We start from the raw sequence: 20,305 nt of genomic DNA on the forward strand, positions 1-20,305 counted from the left end.
CCATGTCCAAGCAGATCCAGGTCTCGGGCCTCGACGCATACTACGGATCGCACAAGGCCATCGAGGACGTCTCGATGACCATCGAGCCCCGCTCGGTCACCGCGTTCATCGGCCCCTCCGGCTGCGGCAAGTCCACCTTCCTTCGCACGCTCAACCGCATGCACGAGGTCATCCCCGGCGCGCGGGTCGACGGCAAGGTGCTGCTCGACGGCGAGGACCTCTACGGTCCCGACGTGGAGCCCGTCTCCGTCCGCCGCGCGATCGGCATGGTCTTCCAGCGGCCCAACCCGTTCCCGACCATGTCCATCTACGAGAACGTGGCCGCGGGGCTCAAGCTCAACGGCCGCATCTCCAAGTCCGAGACCGACGGCATCGTCGAGGAGTCGCTCAAGGGCGCCAACCTCTGGAACGAGGTCAAGGACCGGCTCAGCAAGCCGGGCGCGGGCCTGTCCGGCGGACAGCAGCAGCGCCTGTGCATCGCCCGCGCGATCGCGGTCAAGCCTGAGGTGCTGCTCATGGACGAGCCCTGCTCGGCCCTCGACCCCATCTCCACGCTGGCCATCGAGGACCTGATGACCAAGCTCAAGGACGAGTACACGATCGTCATCGTCACCCACAACATGCAGCAGGCCGCCCGGGTGAGCGACCGCACCGCCTTCTTCAACCTCGCGGCCCAGGGGCAGCCCGGCAAGGTGGTCGAGATGGACGACACCTCGCGGATGTTCACCAACCCCTCGCAGAAGGCCACCGAGGACTACATCACGGGACGTTTCGGCTGATGGTCGTCGCGGCGAACGGGGACGCCCCGACAGCCCCCACGCTGCTGGTGGCCGACCCGGACGAGAACGTCATCCAGGAGCTGGCGGCGGCGCTGGTACGCGAGGGCGTCGAGGTCACCGGCGTGACCGACGGCGCCCAGGCGCTCCTGCAGGCCGGCGCCCTGCACCCCGACGTGGTGCTCGTGGGCGCCACACTGCCGACCATCGGCGCGGTGGAGTTCGTCCGCGCCGTACGGCTCGCACGCTCGGTGCCCGTCCTGCTCGGCGTCAGTGAGGGGCATGCCGAGCAGGCGGTCCAGGCGCTGGCCGCGGGCGCGTCGGCGTGCGTGGCCAGGCCGTACCGGGTGCCGGAGCTGTTGCCCTTCATCCAGGCGGCCTCCCACGGCGAGACCCGCAAGGTGCTCAGCGTGGGGAGCGTGGAGCTCGACGTCAACGCCTACCAGGTACGCGTCGCGGGCCACGCCGTCCACCTGCCGCTGCGCGAGTTCGAGCTGCTGCACTACCTGATGCGCAACGCCGACCGTACGGTGACCCGCGAGCAGATCATGAGGAACGTCTGGCACTCCGCCGACGGCACCTCGACCAACACGATCGCGGTGCACGTCAAGCGGCTGCGGGCGCGTCTGGGCGACGAGGACGACCAGCTGATCCAGACCGTGCGCGGCGTCGGCTACCGGCTGATCACGCCTGCCTGAAGCTCGGCGATGCCGTCGTCGTCGCAGGTCTCCCAGAAGGCGCCCACGACGTCCTCCAGGTGCCGCAGCGACTCGGCCCGGAACAACACGTCCTGATATTTCGTGATGTCGTACTGCGTGGCGCCCATGACGCGCAGGTCGAGGGGCCTGATGTCCATGCCCCTGAACTCCTCGATCTCGCCGTAGGACGACAGGATGCCCGCCCCGTACGCGCGCAGCTCGCCGCTCTCGGCCATGACGCCGAACTCCAGCGTGAACCAGAAGACCTTCGAGACGAACTCCAGCGCCTCCTCGCTCTCCACCCGCCGCGCCGCCGCGCCCGCGGCCCGGTACAGCGCCGCGAACCGATCGTGGGCCAGCGCGTTGGCGTGCCCGATCACCTCGTGGACGACGTCGGGCTCCGGCGTGTAGAAGGGCACCGAGTGGTGGCGGATGTACTGCGTGGAGTGGAAGTAGCCGTCGGCCAGCACGCCGTAGAAGTCACGCAGCGGCACGAGCCCGGCGGCGGGCAGGTACCTGAACCCGGTGAGCGGCTCCAGCAGCTCGCTCACCTCCTGGAGCTGCGGGATCCGGTCGGTGGGCAGTCCCAGCCGCGCCGCGCCCTCCAGGTACTCCGCCGTGGCGTACTTCCTGTGCTTGATGGCCAGCTCGTGCGAGATCAGCGCCCAGATCTCGTGTTCCTGCTCGGTGTACTCGGCCTCGGGGATCGCCTCGCCCGGCCGGTGGTTGACGGCCAGGGCCGCGATGGCGTTGCGCCTGGCCCGATAGACCTGGTCGGCGAAACCAGGATGTGACGTCGCCAGCTCGACCACCACGGACCCGTCGTCCTGGGCGGACACCGGCGCGAAGTACTGCGCTTCCTCGAACATGCGAGAATGACAGCAATTGCGGCTTTCGTTGGCAAGAGTGACCAGTTTCATTGGTCGATTCGCGCAATATCGCCCGGTTGCTGCGGGCTTCTACTGCTCGAATCGCACAGACCTAGCGGAGGCGGTCGTGGACGAGCTCGACGCCAGACTTCTGGTGACCATGCGCGCGCACCCTCGCATCGGACTGACCGAGTTGGCCCGCCTGCTGGGGGTGGCCAGGGGCACGGTGCAGGCCAGGGTGGAGAAGCTGACGGCGCGCGGGGTCATCGTCGACTTCGGGCCCACGGTCTCGGCCGCGGGCACCGGTCACCCGATCCTGGCGTTCGTCTGGCTCCAGATCGCCCAGGGACGGCTGGCGGAGGCGGTCGAGGCACTGCGCGACGTGCCGCAGATCCTCGAGGTCCACGGCACCAGCGGGCAGCACGACCTGCTGTGCAGGGTGGTGGCCAGGAGCACGGACCATCTGCAGGAGGTCATCGCGCGCATCCTCGCCTCTCCCGCCGTGGAGCGCAGCGATACTACGATCGCGCTCTCGACACAGATCCCTTACCGGATCGAGCCTCTGATCGCCTCTTCTCATGAGGAGAGGTAGGCCGGAGCAGCCGCCGGCGAACCAGTACAGCTCGCGATCCCCTTCGTGGGTGAGCACGGTCAACTCGTGGGGCACCCGTAGTCGTGGGGATCTCGGATCTCAAGGCCCTCGGATCTCAAGGCCCTCGAGGCCCTCGGCGTCACGGGGCAGAAGCAACAGCCGCGGCCATGACGCCACCAGAAACAGGCCCGGCACACGAAAAAAAGGGGGGTTCCGCCCGCACGGCGGAACCCCCCGACAACGAGAAAAGGGGCCCCACCAGACGGTGGAACCCCAAATCCCATAATGTAAAGATTGCGCGGCGGCGACCTACTCTCCCACACCCTCCCGAGTGCAGTACCATCGGCGCTGCAGAGCTTAACTTCCGGGTTCGGAATGTAACCGGGTGTTTCCCCTGCGCTATAACCGCCGCAACCCCATGAGACAGTGCTTGTTGTCTCAGAATTGCGTAGTGGACGCGAGCAAGATGCTTTGTGGTCAAGTCCTCGGCCTATTAGTACCGGTCAGCTCCACACGTTACCGTGCTTCCACCTCCGGCCTATCAACCCGGTCGTCTACCGGGAGCCTTACCCACTCTCGTGGTGGGAGACCTCATCTCAAGGCGAGCTTCCCGCTTAGATGCTTTCAGCGGTTATCCCTTCCGAACGTAGCCAACCAGCCGTGCACCTGGCGGTACAACTGGCACACCAGAGGTTCGTCCGTCCCGGTCCTCTCGTACTAGGGACAGCCCCTTTCAAGTCTCCTGCGCGCGCAGCGGATAGGGACCGAACTGTCTCGCGACGTTCTAAACCCAGCTCGCGTACCGCTTTAATGGGCGAACAGCCCAACCCTTGGGACCTACTCCAGCCCCAGGATGCGACGAGCCGACATCGAGGTGCCAAACCATCCCGTCGATATGGACTCTTGGGGAAGATCAGCCTGTTATCCCCGGGGTACCTTTTAGCCGTTGAGCGACGGCGCTTCCACATGCCACCGCCGGATCACTAGTCCCAGCTTTCGCTCCTGCTCGACCCGTCAGTCTCACAGTCAAGCTCCCTTGTGCACTTACACTCGACACCTGATTGCCAACCAGGCTGAGGGAACCTTTGGGCGCCTCCGTTACTCTTTAGGAGGCAACCGCCCCAGTTAAACTACCCACCAGACACTGTCCCCGATCCGGATCACGGACCAGAGTTAGACGTTCAAAACGACCAGAGTGGTATTTCACCAATGACTCCACCCGAACTAGCGTCCGAGCTTCACAGTCTCCCACCTATCCTACACAAGACGCTCCAAACGCCAATGTCAAGCTGTAGTGAAGGTCCCGGGGTCTTTCCGTCCTGCTGCGCGTAACGAGCATCTTTACTCGTAGTGCAATTTCGCCGGGTCTGCGGTTGAGACAGCGGGGAAGTCGTTACGCCATTCGTGCAGGTCGGAACTTACCCGACAAGGAATTTCGCTACCTTAGGATGGTTATAGTTACCACCGCCGTTTACCGGCGCTTAAGTTCTCACCTTCGCCACTTGCGTGGCTAAGCGGTCCCCTTAACGTTCCGGCACCGGGCAGGCGTCAGTCCGTATACATCGTCTTACGACTTCGCACGGACCTGTGTTTTTAGTAAACAGTCGCTTCCCCCTGGCCACTGCGACCCCCACCAGCTCAGAAAGCTAGTTTCATCACCAGCAGAGGTCCCCCTTCTCCCGAAGTTACGGGGGCAATTTGCCGAGTTCCTTAACCACAGTTCACCCGATCGCCTTGGTATTCTCTACCTGACCACCTGAGTCGGTTTAGGGTACGGGCCGCCACAACACTCGCTAGAGGCTTTTCTCGGCAGCATAGGATCATCCACTTCGCCACAATCGGCTCGGCATCACATCTCAGACTCAATGAGAGACGGATTTGCCTATCTCTCGTCCTACATGCTTACCCCAGGAACAACCATCGCCTGGGTTGGACTACCTTCCTGCGTCACCCCATCGCTTACCTACTACCCGATCGGATCGAGCGTTCAGCCTCACCACTTGTCCCGAAGGACGCTGCGGGGCTTAAGGACTCTTAGCATCACGAGGTTCGATATGGGCGCGTTAAAGCGGGTACGGGAATATCAACCCGTTGTCCATCGACTACGCCTGTCGGCCTCGCCTTAGGTCCCGACTTACCCTGGGCGGATTAGCCTGGCCCAGGAACCCTTGGTCATCCGGCGGCAGGGTTTCTCACCCTGCATTCGCTACTCATGCCTGCATTCTCACTCGCACAGCCTCCACAACTAGATCACTCTGCTGCTTCGCCGGCTGCACGACGCTCCCCTACCCATCAACCCCGCATAGGGGTCAATGCCACGACTTCGGCGGTGTACTTGAGCCCCGCTACATTGTCGGCGCGGAATCACTTGACCAGTGAGCTATTACGCACTCTTTCAAGGATGGCTGCTTCTAAGCCAACCTCCTGGTTGTCTCTGCGACTCCACATCCTTTCCCACTTAGCACACGCTTAGGGGCCTTAGTCGGTGATCTGGGCTGTTTCCCTCTCGACTACGGAGCTTATCCCCCGCAGTCTCACTGCCACGCTCTCACTTACCGGCATTCGGAGTTTGGCTGACGTCAGTAACCTTGTCGGGCCCATCGGCCATCCAGTGCTCTACCTCCGGCAAGAAACACGCGACGCTGCACCTAAATGCATTTCGGGGAGAACCAGCTATCACGGAGTTTGATTGGCCTTTCACCCCTACACACAGGTCATCCCCCAGGTTTTCAACCCTGGTGGGTTCGGTCCTCCACGAGGTCTTACCCTCGCTTCAACCTGCCCATGCGTAGATCACTCCGCTTCGGGTCTACAGCATGCGACTCAAACGCCCTATTCAGACTCGCTTTCGCTACGGCTCCCCCACACGGGTTAACCTCGCCACACACCATAACTCGCAGGCTCATTCTTCAAAAGGCACGCAGTCACATCACAGCCGTCCGAAGACGACTAAGCTCCTACGGCTTGTAGGCACACGGTTTCAGGTACTATTTCACGACCCCTCACCGGGGCACTTTTCACCTTTCCCTCACGGTACTAGTGCACTATCGGTCATCAGGGAGTATTTAGGCTTACCAGGTGGTCCTGGCAGATTCACACAGGATTTCTCGGGCCCCGTGCTACTTGGGATCCCCTCAAACAGCCCATCCGATTTCGTCTACCCGGCTCTCACGGTCTACGGCGCCCCTTCCCAGAGGCTTCAACTATCAGACAGGTTTCTCACTGTTCGACCGATCGGCAGATCGATCAAGAGGGTCCCACGACCCCGAACATGCAACGCCTGCCGGCTATCACACATGCCCGGTTTAGCCTGATCCGCTTTCGCTCACCACTACTCACGGAATCACTGTTGTTTTCTCTTCCTACGGGTACTGAGATGTTTCACTTCCCCGCGTTACCACCAACCGCCCTATACATTCAGGCGGAGGCAACACCACATGACTGGTGCTAGGTTTCCCCATTCGGACATCCCCGGATCAACGTCTGGTTGGCGACTCCCCGAGGCTTAACGCAGCCTCCCACGTCCTTCATCGGCTCCTGATGCCAAGGCATCCACCGTGTGCCCTAAAAAACTTGGCCACAAAGATGCTCGCGTCCACTATGCAAATCTCAAACAACAAACAGCGACCGGCTAGCCTCCCCAAAAGGGGAGGATCCCCGGTCCTGTGCTCCAGAGGAGAACATCTCACGATGTCCGTTTCCTCAGGACCCAACAGTGTGTTCAGACCCGGTCCAAGCCCCCGCGACCAACGTTCCCACTCCCTCTTGCGAGGGCGGTACTAGCGGCCCGGCAACCCGGTCCAGCTGACTAGCCAGTGCTCCACTAATGAGCTGCCGAGCATCAGACGTTCGCTGATGACCTCGACGTAGACCGATCTAGGATCAGTCGGTGCTCCTTAGAAAGGAGGTGATCCAGCCGCACCTTCCGGTACGGCTACCTTGTTACGACTTCGTCCCAATCGCCAGCCCCACCTTCGACCGCTCCCCCCAGCAAGCTGGTTGGGCCACGGGCTTCGGGTGTTGCCGACTTTCGTGACGTGACGGGCGGTGTGTACAAGGCCCGGGAACGTATTCACCGCAGCGTTGCTGATCTGCGATTACTAGCGACTCCGACTTCATGGGGTCGAGTTGCAGACCCCAATCCGAACTGAGACCGGCTTTTAGGGATTCGCTCCACCTCGCGGTATCGCAACCCTCTGTACCGGCCATTGTAGCATGTTTGCAGCCCAAGACATAAGGGGCATGATGACTTGACGTCATCCCCACCTTCCTCCGAGTTGACCCCGGCAGTCCCCCATGAGTCCCCACCACCCCGAAGGGCGTGCTGGCAACATGGAGCAAGGGTTGCGCTCGTTGCGGGACTTAACCCAACATCTCACGACACGAGCTGACGACAGCCATGCACCACCTGTCACCCAGTCCGAAGAGGGCCACATCTCTGCAGCTTTCCGGGCGATGTCAAGCCTTGGTAAGGTTCTTCGCGTTGCGTCGAATTAAGCAACATGCTCCGCCGCTTGTGCGGGCCCCCGTCAATTCCTTTGAGTTTTAGCCTTGCGGCCGTACTCCCCAGGCGGGGCGCTTAATGCGTTAGCTCCGGCACGGAGATCGTGGAAGACCCCCACACCTAGCGCCCAACGTTTACAGCGTGGACTACCAGGGTATCTAATCCTGTTCGCTCCCCACGCTTTCGCTCCTCAGCGTCAGGTAAGGCCCAGAGAACCGCCTTCGCCACCGGTGTTCCTCCTGATATCTGCGCATTTCACCGCTACACCAGGAATTCCGTTCTCCCCTACCTACCTCTAGCCAGCCCGTATCCACCGCAGACCCGCAGTTAAGCTGCGAGCTTTCACGGCAGACGCGACAAGCCACCTACGAGCTCTTTACGCCCAATAATTCCGGACAACGCTTGCGCCCTACGTATTACCGCGGCTGCTGGCACGTAGTTAGCCGGCGCTTCTTCTGCAGGTACACGTCAACTTCGTCCCTGCTGAAAGAGGTTTACAACCCGAAGGCCGTCATCCCCCACGCGGCGTCGCTGCGTCAGGCTTTCGCCCATTGCGCAATATTCCCCACTGCTGCCTCCCGTAGGAGTCTGGGCCGTGTCTCAGTCCCAGTGTGGCCGGTCGCCCTCTCAGGCCGGCTACCCGTCGTCGCCTTGGTAGGCCACTACCCCACCAACAAGCTGATAGGCCGCGAGCCCATCCCCAACCGAAAAAACTTTCCACCACCACCCGATGCCGGGGGCGGTCGTATCCGGTATTAGACCCAGTTTCCCGGGCTTATCCCAGAGTCAGGGGCAGGTTGCTCACGTGTTACTCACCCGTTCGCCGCTCGAGTACCCCGAAGGGCCTTTCCGCTCGACTTGCATGTGTTAAGCACGCCGCCAGCGTTCGTCCTGAGCCAGGATCAAACTCTCCAAACAATGTTTGAGAATTTCTCCCGGCTGAAACATGAATGTTCCAACCAAAGGAATCCGTCCAATGGACGGGGTTGTGCATCATGCACTGGCTTTTAACACACTGTTGAGTTCTCAAGAAACGGACGCGTTCACCGTCACCCACCCGGTGGCGCTCGCTTCGTTATGTCGTTATTCTTTCAGTCTCTGCGGTCCGAGTCAAATTGACGCTTTCCGAGAATTCATCAGGAATTTCGACTGCCCCGCTTCCGGGGCAACCCCTCTAACTTACCAGCGATCCGGACAGGTGCGAACCAACCGGACACTGAATCAGAAAGTGGGATTCGCCGGACCACACCCCAGCGGGCGGGCCAGCGACAGAAACTCTAGCAGGACTCCTGGAGCACTTGGAGCCACTCAGGCGTTCAGGAGGTCATTCCCGTCCCACCGATGCGTCAAACCTTCGTCTCTCGCAACCAGATGACAAGCCATCCGCAATCGCCCACCTGTACGAAGTAGACACGAGCTCACTGCGCCCGTGGAGGTGCCCGTCATGCCCCGCTCGGAGTTCGACGACATTCGCGCCGCCATCGCCGACGAGACCAACCACTCCGGCGAGCTGCTGCGAATCGCCAGCGACCTGCTCGACGACCTGGAGCAGGTGCGTATGCGCGAGGCCGCGCTGCGCACCTACTACCTGCGCCTGCTCACCGCGGCGCGGGCGACGGTCGCGGCTGAGGTAGCGGGTGCCCCTGAGCCGCTCGTCTTCCTGCGGCACGAGCTCGCCCAGCACGGTCAGCTGCCCGCCGACGACGAGAGCGTCCAGCGCATCCTGTCGGACGCCCGCACCGCGGCCGCGCTGCTCGCCGCGCTCGAGCAGCCGACGGTTCCCAAGCGGACCGGCCTGCGCCTGCGCAGGTGCGTAGGCACCAGCCGGACGCTGCCGAGATGACGACCGAGCGCATACCGCGACTTGGATCACCGCCTGCGAGACTGCTCATATGTTGCAGACAGCAGGGAATTGGGCTGCGATCGCCCTTGTCGGAGGGTTTGGCCTCCTCTGGACGGGCGTAGTGCTCTTCGCCGTCGAGCCCACTCCCGGCTGGGTGCGCGCGATCCAGGCACTCTTCGGCATGCTGCTCGCCGGCTGGGCCACCCAGAGGGCCACCGCGATGCTCCGCCGTACCGCGTGAGACGCCACCGGCATGCACGCCCGCAGCGCACCCCCTCCGTGGGAAGCCCCGTGAGCTCCGCCCTCGTTCGCTTTTCCACAAGGTAGGTATCCTGGTTCCATGAGTGATCAACCGTACGAGGTCAGCCTCGATATGGGCGATGACGTGCAGGAATCCTGGATCGCCTTGTACAGGGACAGATATCCCGAGCGGCACCACATCGACGAGATCGACGACGAGGCCAACCGGGGGATCTTCCACTGGATGAACGAGGAGGACAAGCGCGAGACCGACGCTCACCCCGATCCGCTGGAGGAGCCCACCTCCTGCATCGAGGAGCAGCTCTAGGGCTGGAACCGATAGCCCATGCCTGGCTCGGTGAGCAGGTGCGCGGGGCGCGCGGGGTCGCGCTCCAGCTTGCGCCTGAGCTGAGCCATGTACTGCCGCAGGTAGTTCGTCTCCTTCAGATAGGCGCTCCCCCACACTTCGGTCAGCACCTGCCGCTGGCTGATGAGCTTGCCGGGATTGCGGAGCAGCAACTCGAGAAAGTGCCATTCGGTGGGCGTCAGCCGTACCCCGCCTGAGATCGTCTTGCTCGCCAGGTCCACCACGTGGTCGCCGATGCGCACGGCGGCGGGTTCCGTCTCGTGCTGGTTGATCCTGCGGGTGACCGCTCGGATGCGGGCCAGGAGCTCGTCGATGCCGAACGGCTTGGTGACGTAGTCGTCGGCCCCCGCGTCCAGCGCGTCCACCTTGTCCGCGCTGCCCGCCCTGCCGGACAGGACGATGATCGGCACGCTGGTCCAGCCGCGCAGGCCGTGGATGACGTCGACGCCGTCGAGATCGGGCAGGCCGAGGTCGAGGATGACCAGGTCGGGATGCCAGTCGGCGGCCTGGCGCAGGGCCGAGCTGCCGTCGTCGGCCACCGCGACCTCGTACTCCCTGGCCGCCAGGTTGATCCGCAGCGCGCGCAGGATCTGCGGTTCGTCGTCGACCACCAGAACGCGGGTCATGCGGCCGTCCTCAGCGACACGATCATGGTCAGTCCTCCTCCTGGCGTCTCCTCCGGCACGAGGGTGCCGCCCATCGCCTCGGTCAGCCCCCGCGACAGCGCCAGCCCCAGACCGACGCCCGCGTGGTTGTCACGGTCGCCCAGCCGCTGGAACGGCTGGAAGACCCGCTGGTGGTCCTCCTGCGGGATGCCAGGGCCCCTGTCGATGACGCGGATCTCGACGCGGTCGGCGTGCTCGCTGGCGGTGACCAGCACGGGGCTGTATCTGACGCCGTTGCTCACCAGGTTGACCAGCACCCTTTCGAGCAGCACGGGGTCGGCCATGACCTCGGGCAGCTCCGCCGAGAAGTCCGAGGTCGCGCGGGGTCCCACGTCAACCAGGGCTCTGGGGATGATCTCCTCCAGCGCCACGGGCTGGAGCGCGAGGCCCAGGACTCCCGCCTGCAGGCGGCTCATGTCGAGCAGGTTCTCCACCAGCCGGTGCAGCTTGACCAGCGACTCTCCCGCCGTGGCGAGCAGTTCCTGCCGGTCTGAGGGGCTCCAGTCGATCTCGGTGCTGCGCAGGCTCTCGACCGCCGCCATCGCCGAGGCGAGCGGCGTGCGCAGGTCGTGGCTGACCGCCGCCAGCAGTGCCGTACGCATCCTGTCCGCCTCCGCCAGCGGCCGCGCCAGCGCGGCCTCCTCGCGCAGCCGCTGCTGGCGCAGCGCCACCGCGGCCTCCGCGGCGAACGCCTCCAGCACCCGCCGGTCCGCGGCGTCCAGCAGCCTGCCCCGTACGGCAAGCACCAGGTCGTCGTCGATCGTCACGTCAGTGTCGCCTGTGCCCGGTTCGGTGCACGGCGGGCCGCCCGCCATGGCGACGATCCGCCAGCCGTCCCCCGCGCGCTCCAGCAGCGTGACCGAGGTCAACCCGTAGATCTCGCGCAGCCGTTCGAGCAGCGGCTCGCCGCGCAGCACCTGGCCGGCCAGCGTGGAGAGCACCTCCGCGTCGGCGCTCGACCTGGCCGCCTCCCTCGTACGGCGCGCCGCCAGGTCGACCACCGTGCTCACCATCGCCGCGACCAGCACGAAGATGACCAGAGCCAGGACGTTCTCCGGCGCGGAGATCGTCAGCGTGTGCACCGGCGCGGTGAAGAACCAGTTGAGCAGCGCGAACCCGAAGACCGCCGCCGTCAGCGCCGGCCACATGCCGCCGACCAGCGCCACCGAGACGACGAGCAGCAGGAACAGCAGGATCTCGCTGGGCAGCGTCAGGTCCCCCCTGAACGGCAGCAGCGCCAGGGTCAGCAGGGGCATCGCGAGCAGCGCCATCGCCCAGCCCGCGAGCCGGCGTCGCCGGGTGAGTCCGGCCCCGGGGGGCGCAGGACGGCCGAGGCCCTTGCGGATCGCCTCGTGGGTGACCATGTGCACGTCGATCGAGTCGGACTGCGCGATCGTCGTGACCCCCACGCCGCGCGAGAAGATCTGCGCCAGCCTGCCCCTGCGCGAGGCGCCGAGCACCAGCTGGGTGGCGTTGACGCCGCGGGCGAAGTCGAGCAGCGCGCGGGGGACGTCGTCACCGACGACCTGGTGGTAGCTGCCGCCGAGGCTCTCCACGAGCGTGCGCTGCCTGGCCAGGCTGGCCGGGTCGGCGCTGCTCGACAGGCCGTCCGACCTGGTCACGTGGACGGCCAGCAGGTCGGCGCCCTTGGTCCGGCCCGCGACGCGGGCGGCCCGCCGTACCAGGGTGTCGCCCTCGGGGCCGCCGGTCAGGGCCACGACCACGCGCTCGCGCGCCTCCCAGGTGCCCGCGATGCCGTGGTCGGCGCGGTAGCGGTCCAGTTGCTCGTCGACCTTGCCGGCCAGCCACAGCAGGGCCAGCTCGCGCAGCGCGGTCAGGTTGCCGACGCGGAAGTAGTTGGACAGCGCGGCGTCGACCGTTTCGGGGGTGTAGACGTTGCCGTGGGCCAGGCGGCGCCGCAGCGCCTCGGGCGACATGTCTACCAGCTCGATCTGGTCGGCCCGCCGTACGACGTCGTCGGGGACGGTCTCGCGCTGCGGCACGCCCGTGATCCGTTCGACGACGTCGTTGAGCGACTCCAGATGCTGGATGTTCACGGTCGAGATCACGTCGATCCCGGCGTCGAGGATCTCCTCGACGTCCTGCCATCGCTTGACGTTCGCCGAGCCGGGGACGTTGGTGTGGGCCAGCTCGTCGATCAGTACGATCTTCGGCCGCCGGGCGATGACCGCCTCGACGTCGAGCTCGGTGAAGGTCGCGCCCCGGTGGAGGAGACTCCTGCGCGGGAGGACTTCCAGCCCCTCGAGCTGCTCGGCGGTACGGGAGCGGCCATGGGTCTCCACGAACCCCACCACGACGTCCCTGCCCCGCTCGCGGGCCCGGCGGCCCTCGCCCAGCATGGCGTAGGTCTTTCCTACGCCGGGAGCCGCGCCCAGATAGACCCGCAACCTCCCCCTGCCCATGCCATCAGATTATGGCTTGTACGGCGGCGCCACCCCCCAGCCCCATCTGGGAACCGGCTGCTCCTTCGGCGCCTGGGCCCTGGGCCCGGAGAAGTAGCGGGCCAGCCTGGTGCCCCACTCGACATAGCCGGCGAACGCCGCCCTGAACTCGGCGTCGGTCGGGAGCCCGACCTCGTCGGCCGCGTCCATCAGGAGGCTCACCCACCGGCGGCGCTGCTGCTCGGTGATGCCCTTGCCGAGGTGCTTGGAGACCATGTGCGTGTGGCCGCCGCGCTCGCGGGTGTAGTCGGCGGGACCGCCGAAGACCTCGCCGAGCCACATCGCGACGTATCGCGGGTGATCGGGGTCCATGCCGGCGAACAGCGGACCGACGAGGTCGTCCTTCTTCACCAAGTCGTAGAAGGCCGTGGTGAGCCGCTCGAGCGCCTCTGCACCGCCCGCCCACTCGAACAGGGTCGGCTCGGTCTTGGTGATGACCTGCTCGTAGTGGCGCATCTCCTCGATGTTGGACACGTAGGGTTTGATCTCGGCGAAGAACTCCTGGAAGTGCGGGCTTTTCCTGAAACCCGCCAGATGCCCCTCGGCCGAGGTCCATTCGATGCGCAGGATGTAGCACTCGGGCTCGTCCACGCAGCGCGACAGTTCATAGGTCAGGCACTCGGGCGACGCGCCCAGCGGCACGACCGCCCGCCTGTAGGCGTCCTCGAAGCCGTCCGCGTCGGGGACGCGGTAACGGATGTACTCTACGATCATGTAATGATGTAATCATCAGACCGGGTTTCCGGCAACCATGGAATATCCACACATATGCCGTCACACTCGGTCTGTGGATCCACTGCTTTCGTGGCTCATCAGCGCGCTGCTCCAGTTCGTCATCGTCTACTTCGCGGTACGGCTGGCGCTGAAGCACGACAGGGACGGCCGCGCCTGACCCATGGGCTTCAACCACAACGACCACTACCACCGGCTGCTGCTGCGGGCACTGCCTCCCGAGGCGAAGCGGGCGCTCGACGTGGGCTCGGGCACCGGGACCTTCGCCCGCGCCCTCGCCGCCAGGGGCCTCGAGGTGGACGCGGTGGATCCCGCGCTCGCCCCTCCCTCCGGCGGAGGGGTCCGCCACCTGCGCGCCGACGTCACGACCATGGACCTGCCCACCGGGCACTACGACTTCGTCTCCTGCCTGGCGAGCCTGCACCACATGCCGTTCGACACCGTCACCAGGCTGCGCGACAGCCTCGCGCCCGGCGGCGTGCTGGCCGTCCTGGGGTGCTACCGCGAGGCCACGCCCGCCGACTACGCGGTCAGTGCGGCGGCCGTCCCCGTCAACGCGCTGTTCCGGCTGGCCCATCTGGCCGACCGTTCCGCCTCTTCTGCCGCCGCGCCGGTCGCGCCGCCCTCGATGACGCTGCGGGAGATCCGTGAGGCCGCGGCCGTCCTGCTGCCCGGCGCCCGCATCAGGCGCCTGCTCTTCTGGCGCTATCTGATGGTCTGGCGTTCGGGATAGTTTGCCGGATGCCTCACTACCTCCGGCGAGACTACGAAGGACCGGCCGACCTCCGTGTGATGCAGGAGCTGACCCAGCGGCTCTGGTCGAGGACCAGCCGCTGGCACCCCGGTGAGCTGGCCTGGCGGCGCTTCGAGCACGTCGGCCGCGAGCCCGAGTCACGCCGCGACGTTCGGCACCGATCCGGCTCATCGGCGGCGCGGGCTCGCCGGCGCCGCCGTCCTGGGCGCGCTGGGCGCGGCCAGGGAGCTCGGCGCCGAGTCCGCGCGGGTCTGCGCCCGAGGTGACGACGACTACCCGTCGGCGCGGGCCACCTACGAGTCGCTCGGGTTCCGGCCCTACGCGCGCAACGTGACGTTCGTGCCCGGCGGACGCCGGTAGCGGATCCAGACGTCGCCGCTGCGCAGATGCCCCGTCATGCGCATGACGACGGCGTCGTGCGCAGGCGGTGTGCGGGGCCGGTTGTGGACGTGCCCCGATCGGCCAGTCGTGACCTCGTCACTGCGCACCCACCAGGTCCACGGCACGACCACCCAGATGTCGCCGAACAACGAGTCGCAACGCACGTCCATGGAGATCTCGCGGTGCGGGCAGTGCGCGCGCATGAAGTTGATCCGCACGGTGCCCCAGCCGCACTCGACCTCGATACGCGGCGGGACGACCCAGTGGCCGACCTGCTTGACACTCCTGGCCCAGCCCGTGGAGAGCCGCAGGACGTCCGGCGCCGGTGGGTGCGCGTCGGTCGAGGGCAGGTCGGCGACGATGCCGTCGAGCTCCCCGCAGGTGCGCGCGGCGTAGGCACGGTCGAGGCGCTCACCCAGCTCGTCGGTGCTGATGCGGCCCTCACCGACCGCATTCCGCAGGATCTGTGCCACCCGGTCCCGGTCGCTGTCGCCGGCCCGGAGCCGCGCCCGGTCGGTCATAGCCCCACAGTAATGATCGATATTCGCCGCGACCAGAGCCATCCGCGCGGCGCTGTGTTGCCGGTCATTTTCGCCGTCCTGTGCGGGGCAGGACTCCTCAGCGGGCTCATCCTCCTTGGCGCCATGTGTGATCACGGTCTGCCAGACAGGCCCTAGCATGGCGAGCCATGACCGATCCGAACCTCCGCGCCGCCTACGACGGCGTGGCCGCCCGTTACGCCGAGTCCGTCCCCGAGCGCTACCACTCCAGCCCGCTCAACCACGCGATGGTCTCCGTCTTCGCCGAACTGGTACGGACCACGGGTGACGGCCTGGTGGCGGACGTGGGATGCGGCCCTGGCCACGTCACCGCGCATCTCGGCGCCCTCGGCGTCACCGCCTTCGGCGTCGACCTGTCGCCGGAGATGATCAGACTCGCCAGTGGCGCGTACCCGGAGCTCCGCTTCGAGGTGGGGCTGATGAGCGCCCTCGAGGCGGAGGACGCCTCCCTCGCCGGGGTTCTCGCCAACTACTCGATCATCCACATGCCGCCCGAGCGGCTCCCGGAGACGCTCGCCGAGTTCCACCGCGTCCTCGCGCCAGGCGGCCACCTGCTTCTCGGCTTCCCCGCATATGACGGGCCCGCCGAGCTGGCCGAGGCGTTCGACCACGCGGCGTATCTCGCCTACCGGTACTCGCCCGACCGCGTGGCCGACCTGCTGCTCAGGGCCGGGCTCGCCGAGGTGGCCCGAATGATCATCGCCCCGAGCGAGGACCCCAAGCGAGGCTTCCCGCAGGCCTACCTCGTCGCCCGCCGTACGGCCTAGCCGACCCTGCGCGCTGTGGCCGCTGGTCTGCACGTGCGGGCAAGTGGATAAGCATGAGCGTAGAACACGCCCTTGCAGACCTATTCAGGATCGAAGTCCGAGCGAACTCGGTGTGGGATCGACCGTCGCTCGCTGAGCGTTCGCTCGATCTGCTCCCACCCCTTCGGGGTTGCCCACGTTCTGCCCCAGACCTGCCGCCACCTGTCGGCCATGCGTAGCCGATCGGCCTCGCTGAACCGCGGAACGTACTCATCAGTCGCCACACCACAGCGCTGACAGGCCTCAGTTGGCAACCGCCATGCATCGCACACCAAGCAACGATCGGGATCGGTCACGCCTACGGAGTAGACGCTGGTGAGCTTCCGCACCACCTGAACCAGTCCCTCGCCGGGGAACATGTCAAGGTCGGGGCAGAATGCCAAGCGGTGCCATCCCCAGGAGTACGTCTCGTCGAGCTTCCGGGGCCGGCTCCGCCTCTCTTTCTTCTCCTGTCTGCGGCGCTTGGCATAGGTGGCCATGTGCGACAGCCAGAGGTGCCGCGCAGCCTCCAACTCATTGATCGCTCGGACCATTGACTCTGGATCCGTCTTCAATGCCTTGGGAATCCGAGCGCTGACCACGAGGTGATGCCACGTGGCCCGAAATCCGTATGGAGCGAAGTGGAGCGTGCACTCACGAAGCGCTCGCAGCCGGTCCGCAGGCGGCGAACTCCGGTCACGCACTCGACTGGCCTGCGTGAGGAAGCTGGACACCCGGCGACCCTATCCGCCGCTCTGGCCTGCCGAAAGGGATTCAAGGATCGCCCCGTCTCCCCGCCCCAGCCAGTTGACCGCATCAGCACGATCGCTCGGTGAGACATCAAAGACCGTACGAACCAGATTTCGTTAGCAAATCCGTTGGCGGAGACAACGAAAAGGCCCTTCTGGATCATCTCCAGAAGGGCCTTTTCCTTGGTAGCGGGGGCAGGATTTGAACCTGCGACCTCTGGGTTATGAGCCCAGCGAGCTACCGAACTGCTCCACCCCGCGTCGGTGTGTGTCTAAAGACTATAGGTGACGCGGGAGTCGTGCAAATCAAGAAGACGGCGTAGCGGCTGGCGACGGTGAAACCGTGCCGGTAGGCGTCGGTGACGGGGTCGCCGGAGGCGTGGTCGTCGGGGTCGGTGAGGGCTGGACGGCGGACGTGCGGCCGAGGGCGTTGAGCGCGTCCTGCAGTCGCTTCTGCGCCTCGCCGTACTTCACCCAGTCGGGCGGCGTGCTCGACAGCGCCTTGTTGGCGTCGTCGTACGCCTTCTGGGCGTCGCTGATCAGCTTGGCGGTGGCGCCGGTGACGGCGGGCTGCTCGCCCGTCTGCGGCTGACCGGTGGTGGGCTGCTCGGCGGCCTTGCCGCTGAACACCTGGCCGAGCGCCTCCTTCAGGGTGCTGCCGGAGCCGACCGTGCTGCCGTAGGCCACCAGGACGCGCTTGAGGATCGGGAAGGGCTCCTGACCCGCAGCCGCGGCGGTCTGGACGTACACCGGTTCGATGTAGACCAGGCCGTCGGCGAAGGGCAGCGTCAGCAGGTTGCCGTAGCGGACCGTGGCGTTGCCCAGGCCGAGCAGGTTGAGCTCACCGGAGAACTTGTTCTGGAAGTTGTTCTGCGCCTGTCCGGGACCGGGGATCGAGGTGTTGGACGGCATGCGCAGGATGCGCAGCTTGCCGTACCCCGGGCCATCGGTCGCGTCGACGGACATGAACGCCGCCAGGTTGGGGCCCTGGCGCGGCACGAACGTCGTCGTCAGCGAGAACGACGGCTGCTGCTTCGGCATCGTGGTCGTCAGGTAGTACGGCGCCTGCTTGACGTCCTTGTCGCCCTGGGAGGGGTCGAAGGGGACGTTCCAGAAGTCCTGGCCGCTGTAGAAGGCGTTGGGGTTCTCGATGTGGTACTGCGACAGGATGTCGCGCTGCACCTTGAACAGGTCTTCCGGGTAGCGGATGTGGTCCCTGAGGTCCTGGCTCATCTTCGACTTCGCCTGGATGATGCCGGGGAAGGCCTTCTGCCAGGTCTGCAGCAGCGGATCGGCGGGGTCCCACGCGTAGAGGGTGACCGTGCCGTCGTAGGCGTCGACCGTGGCCTTGACCGAGTTGCGGATGTAGTTGATCTGGTCGCGCGGCTGCTGCGCCACGACGCCCCTGACGGTCGCCAGGTCCTGGGTCATCTCGGCCAGCGACTTGCTCTGCGAGTAGGGGTAGTCGTTCGACAAGGTGTAGCCGTCGACGATCCAGGTGATGCGCCCGTCGACGATCGCCGGGTAGGGGTTGCCGTCGAGGGTGAGGAACGGCGCCACCTTGGCGACGCGCTCGCGCGGGTCACGCTCGTAGAGGATCTTCGAGGCGTCGTTGATGTCGCTGGAGAGGAGCATGTTCACCTCTCCGTACTTCGCCGCGTAGACCAGCCTGTTGAAGAACGAGCCGACGGGAACGCCGCCCTGGCCGGTGTAGGTGGTGTTGGCCTGGCCGGTGCCGCCGCTCTCGGGGAAGTCGAGCTCCTGGCCCTGGCCCTGCTTGGCATTGGGGCCGCCCGCGACGACGTACTCGGTGGCCATCTGCTCGCCGAAGTAGACGCGCGGCTCCTTGATCTTCTCGCCCAGCGTGCCGGTGACCGGCATGTCCTTGGCGTCGAAGTTGGGCAGGCCCTCGGAGTCGACCTCGTTGCCCGGCGCCGCCACGAAGCCGTAGCCGTGGGTGTAGACGAGGTGCTTGTTGATCCAGTTGTTCTGCTGCGCGGGCGGGGCCGTCAGCTCGCGCACGGCCACCACGTGGTCGCGCGGGACGGGACCGCCGTTGTCCTTGTAGCGGTCGACGTCGAGCTGGGTGGGGAAGTCGTAGAAGCCTCGGATGCGCTGCTTCTGCTGGTAGGTCTTGGCGACCAGGTTGGGATCGAGCAGCCGGACGCCGGAGACCGAGACGTCGCCGTCGGCGGTGACCTTGCTGGGGTCGGACTGCGCGGTGTAGTCGATGACCTCGGCGTCGGACACGCCGTACGCGTCTCTGGTCGCGGCGATGTTGCGTCCGATGTAGGACGCCTCACGCTGCTGCTGGTTGGGCTTGACCTGGAACTGCTCGACCAGGGCGGGGTAGACGCCGCCGATCAGGATGGCCGAGAGGACCAGCAGGCCGAAGGAGACGCCCGGCAGCATGCCGCCCGGCCGTACGACGCCGGCGAAGAAGAGCGCCGCGCAGATCAGCGCGATGAACGCGAGGATCGTCTTGGCCGGCAGGACCGCGCTGACGTCGGTGTAGGAGGCGCCGTGGACGAAGCCGCGGTCGGAGAAGACCAGGCCGTAGCGGTCGATCCAGTAGGCGACGGCCTTCAGCAGGACGAAGACGCCCAGCAGCACCGACAGGTGCACGCGGGCCGCGCGCGAGGCGTGGACGCCGGGCGACTGCAGCCGGAAACCGCCGTACAGGTAGTGCGTGATCGCCGCCATGACGATGGCCAGGATGACCGCGGTGAACAGGAAGTTCAGCACCATCCTGATGAACGGGTAGTCGAACATGAAGAACGAGATGTCCATCTTGAACAGCTCGTCCGTCTTGTTGAACGCCGTGCCGTTGACGAACGCCAGCCAGGTCTTCCACTGCCCGGCGAACGACGAGCCCGCGAAGAGCGCGAGCACGGCCATGCCGATGAGGAAGATCAGCTTGCGGTGGGGATCGAGCGCCAGCCGGTAGCGGTCGGCGCCGCTGCCGCCGCCGAACATCGCGGGGCCGAACATCGGCCGCATCCTGAAGGCCAGCAGCATGTTGCCGCCGACGATGCCGACCATGAAGAGGGCTCCGACCACGAACAGCGCGATCTCGGTCAGCAGCACCCCGGAGAAGACGGAGGTGGCCCTGACGGAGTCGAACCAGAGGTAGTCGGTGTAGATGCCCGAGAACAAGAAGAAGAATGCCACGATCGCCACCAGGGCGATCGCGACAGGAAGAAGCAGTCGCGGTCGGCGGGGCAGGCGCATCCCCCGACCGGGTCCTGGGGTCCGGAATGCCAAGGCCAACCCCTCGTCGTGATGTGCAAACGGTCCGTGGTTGGCAACCTACACCGGCCCGGCGTGG

The 20,305-nt window shown here is 65.7% G+C and carries 14 protein-coding genes, 1 tRNA gene and 3 rRNA genes; 8 read left to right on the plus strand and 10 right to left on the minus strand.

What is annotated here, in order from left to right; genetic code table 11:
- Positions 1-2 precede the first annotated feature (2 nt).
- Positions 3-779 carry a phosphate ABC transporter ATP-binding protein PstB gene (gene pstB / locus H4W81_RS29565; RefSeq protein ID WP_192777821.1) on the plus strand — a complete coding sequence of 259 codons (777 nt, stop codon included), beginning with the start codon at positions 3-5 and terminating at the stop codon, positions 777-779.
- A complete protein-coding gene (locus H4W81_RS29570; protein ID WP_192777822.1) occupies positions 779-1,474 on the plus strand; it encodes a response regulator transcription factor in 696 nt (231 codons plus the stop codon). The genes pstB and H4W81_RS29570 overlap by 1 nt, the downstream gene beginning before the upstream one ends.
- Here H4W81_RS29570 and H4W81_RS29575 read toward each other — a convergent pair.
- Positions 1,450-2,343 (minus strand): phenylalanine 4-monooxygenase, encoded by an 894-nt coding sequence (locus H4W81_RS29575; RefSeq protein WP_192777823.1) that lies wholly within the window; start codon positions 2,341-2,343, stop codon positions 1,450-1,452. The genes H4W81_RS29570 and H4W81_RS29575 overlap by 25 nt on opposite strands.
- Positions 2,344-2,470: 127 nt before the next feature.
- Between H4W81_RS29575 and H4W81_RS29580 the strand changes: the two genes are divergently transcribed.
- Entirely contained in the window at positions 2,471-2,935 is a 465-nt protein-coding gene (locus tag H4W81_RS29580) for an Lrp/AsnC family transcriptional regulator (RefSeq protein ID WP_192777824.1), read from the plus strand.
- 296 nt (positions 2,936-3,231) lie between these two features.
- Here the strand turns inward: H4W81_RS29580 and rrf are convergent.
- The 3 genes from rrf to H4W81_RS29595 all read right to left on the minus strand — a co-directional run bounded on the left by rrf (position 3,232) and on the right by H4W81_RS29595 (position 8,357).
- A 5S ribosomal RNA gene (rrf, locus tag H4W81_RS29585) occupies positions 3,232-3,348 on the minus strand.
- A 60-nt stretch (positions 3,349-3,408) separates the two neighbouring features.
- Positions 3,409-6,514, minus strand: a 23S ribosomal RNA gene (locus H4W81_RS29590).
- A gap of 321 nt (positions 6,515-6,835) precedes the next feature.
- Positions 6,836-8,357: ribosomal RNA gene (locus tag H4W81_RS29595) — 16S ribosomal RNA — on the minus strand.
- The 16S, 23S and 5S rRNA genes sit together here, the layout of an rRNA operon.
- A gap of 526 nt (positions 8,358-8,883) precedes the next feature.
- Here H4W81_RS29595 and H4W81_RS29600 point away from each other — a divergent pair.
- Positions 8,884-9,282 (plus strand): hypothetical protein, encoded by a 399-nt coding sequence (locus tag H4W81_RS29600; protein WP_192777825.1) that lies wholly within the window; start codon positions 8,884-8,886, stop codon positions 9,280-9,282.
- A 340-nt stretch (positions 9,283-9,622) separates the two neighbouring features.
- Complete coding sequence (locus H4W81_RS29610; RefSeq protein ID WP_192777827.1) at positions 9,623-9,850, plus strand: hypothetical protein; 228 nt, start codon at positions 9,623-9,625, stop codon at positions 9,848-9,850.
- Here H4W81_RS29610 and H4W81_RS29615 read toward each other — a convergent pair.
- Genes H4W81_RS29615 through H4W81_RS29625 form a run of 3 tightly spaced genes read right to left on the minus strand, consistent with a single transcriptional unit; the run spans position 9,847 to position 13,730 of the window.
- Positions 9,847-10,515, minus strand: coding sequence for a response regulator (locus tag H4W81_RS29615; RefSeq protein WP_192777828.1), 669 nt, complete (start codon positions 10,513-10,515; stop codon positions 9,847-9,849). The two genes, H4W81_RS29610 and H4W81_RS29615, sit on opposite strands and share 4 nt — an antisense overlap.
- Positions 10,512-12,977: a DUF4118 domain-containing protein gene (locus H4W81_RS29620; RefSeq protein WP_192777829.1), complete on the minus strand. Its 2,466-nt coding sequence runs from the start codon at positions 12,975-12,977 to the stop codon at positions 10,512-10,514. Before H4W81_RS29620 ends, H4W81_RS29615 begins: the two co-directional genes overlap by 4 nt.
- 9 nt (positions 12,978-12,986) lie before the next feature.
- Positions 12,987-13,730: a group II truncated hemoglobin gene (locus H4W81_RS29625; protein WP_192777830.1), complete on the minus strand. Its 744-nt coding sequence runs from the start codon at positions 13,728-13,730 to the stop codon at positions 12,987-12,989.
- A gap of 181 nt (positions 13,731-13,911) precedes the next feature.
- Between H4W81_RS29625 and H4W81_RS29630 the strand changes: the two genes are divergently transcribed.
- Positions 13,912-14,481: a class I SAM-dependent methyltransferase gene (locus H4W81_RS29630; protein WP_192777831.1), complete on the plus strand. Its 570-nt coding sequence runs from the start codon at positions 13,912-13,914 to the stop codon at positions 14,479-14,481.
- A 111-nt stretch (positions 14,482-14,592) separates the two neighbouring features.
- Entirely contained in the window at positions 14,593-14,862 is a 270-nt protein-coding gene (locus tag H4W81_RS47720; protein ID WP_192777832.1) for a GNAT family N-acetyltransferase, read from the plus strand.
- On the opposite strand, the gene H4W81_RS29640 is transcribed toward H4W81_RS47720, so the two are convergent.
- The gene (locus H4W81_RS29640; protein ID WP_192777833.1) at positions 14,820-15,404 is read right to left on the minus strand and encodes a DUF1707 SHOCT-like domain-containing protein; all 585 of its coding nucleotides are present in this window, start codon (positions 15,402-15,404) and stop codon (positions 14,820-14,822) included. The genes H4W81_RS47720 and H4W81_RS29640 overlap by 43 nt on opposite strands.
- A 167-nt stretch (positions 15,405-15,571) precedes the next feature.
- Between H4W81_RS29640 and H4W81_RS29645 the strand changes: the two genes are divergently transcribed.
- Complete coding sequence (locus H4W81_RS29645) at positions 15,572-16,210, plus strand: class I SAM-dependent methyltransferase (RefSeq protein ID WP_192777834.1); 639 nt, start codon at positions 15,572-15,574, stop codon at positions 16,208-16,210.
- 951 nt (positions 16,211-17,161) lie between these two features.
- Here H4W81_RS29645 and H4W81_RS29650 read toward each other — a convergent pair.
- Positions 17,162-17,238, minus strand: a tRNA-Met gene (locus H4W81_RS29650).
- 45 nt (positions 17,239-17,283) lie between these two features.
- Complete coding sequence (locus tag H4W81_RS29655; RefSeq protein WP_192777835.1) at positions 17,284-20,208, minus strand: UPF0182 family membrane protein; 2,925 nt, start codon at positions 20,206-20,208, stop codon at positions 17,284-17,286.
- Positions 20,209-20,305 lie beyond the last annotated feature (97 nt).

The organism is Nonomuraea africana (genome assembly GCF_014873535.1).
GTDB classification, from domain to species: Bacteria; Actinomycetota; Actinomycetes; order Streptosporangiales; family Streptosporangiaceae; genus Nonomuraea; species Nonomuraea africana.

Coding starts and splice junctions, on each gene's coding strand:
- pstB (WP_192777821.1), top strand. CDS start 3: ATGTCCAAGCAGATCCAGGTCTCGGGCCTCGACGCATACTACGGATCG.
- H4W81_RS29570 (WP_192777822.1), top strand. CDS start 779: ATGGTCGTCGCGGCGAACGGGGACGCCCCGACAGCCCCCACGCTGCTG.
- H4W81_RS29575 (WP_192777823.1), bottom strand. CDS start 2,343: ATGTTCGAGGAAGCGCAGTACTTCGCGCCGGTGTCCGCCCAGGACGAC.
- H4W81_RS29600 (WP_192777825.1), top strand. CDS start 8,884: ATGCCCCGCTCGGAGTTCGACGACATTCGCGCCGCCATCGCCGACGAG.
- H4W81_RS29610 (WP_192777827.1), top strand. CDS start 9,623: ATGAGTGATCAACCGTACGAGGTCAGCCTCGATATGGGCGATGACGTG.
- H4W81_RS29615 (WP_192777828.1), bottom strand. CDS start 10,515: ATGACCCGCGTTCTGGTGGTCGACGACGAACCGCAGATCCTGCGCGCG.
- H4W81_RS29620 (WP_192777829.1), bottom strand. CDS start 12,977: ATGGGCAGGGGGAGGTTGCGGGTCTATCTGGGCGCGGCTCCCGGCGTA.
- H4W81_RS29625 (WP_192777830.1), bottom strand. CDS start 13,730: ATGATCGTAGAGTACATCCGTTACCGCGTCCCCGACGCGGACGGCTTC.
- H4W81_RS29630 (WP_192777831.1), top strand. CDS start 13,912: ATGGGCTTCAACCACAACGACCACTACCACCGGCTGCTGCTGCGGGCA.
- H4W81_RS29640 (WP_192777833.1), bottom strand. CDS start 15,404: ATGACCGACCGGGCGCGGCTCCGGGCCGGCGACAGCGACCGGGACCGG.
- H4W81_RS29645 (WP_192777834.1), top strand. CDS start 15,572: ATGACCGATCCGAACCTCCGCGCCGCCTACGACGGCGTGGCCGCCCGT.
- H4W81_RS29655 (WP_192777835.1), bottom strand. CDS start 20,208: ATGCGCCTGCCCCGCCGACCGCGACTGCTTCTTCCTGTCGCGATCGCC.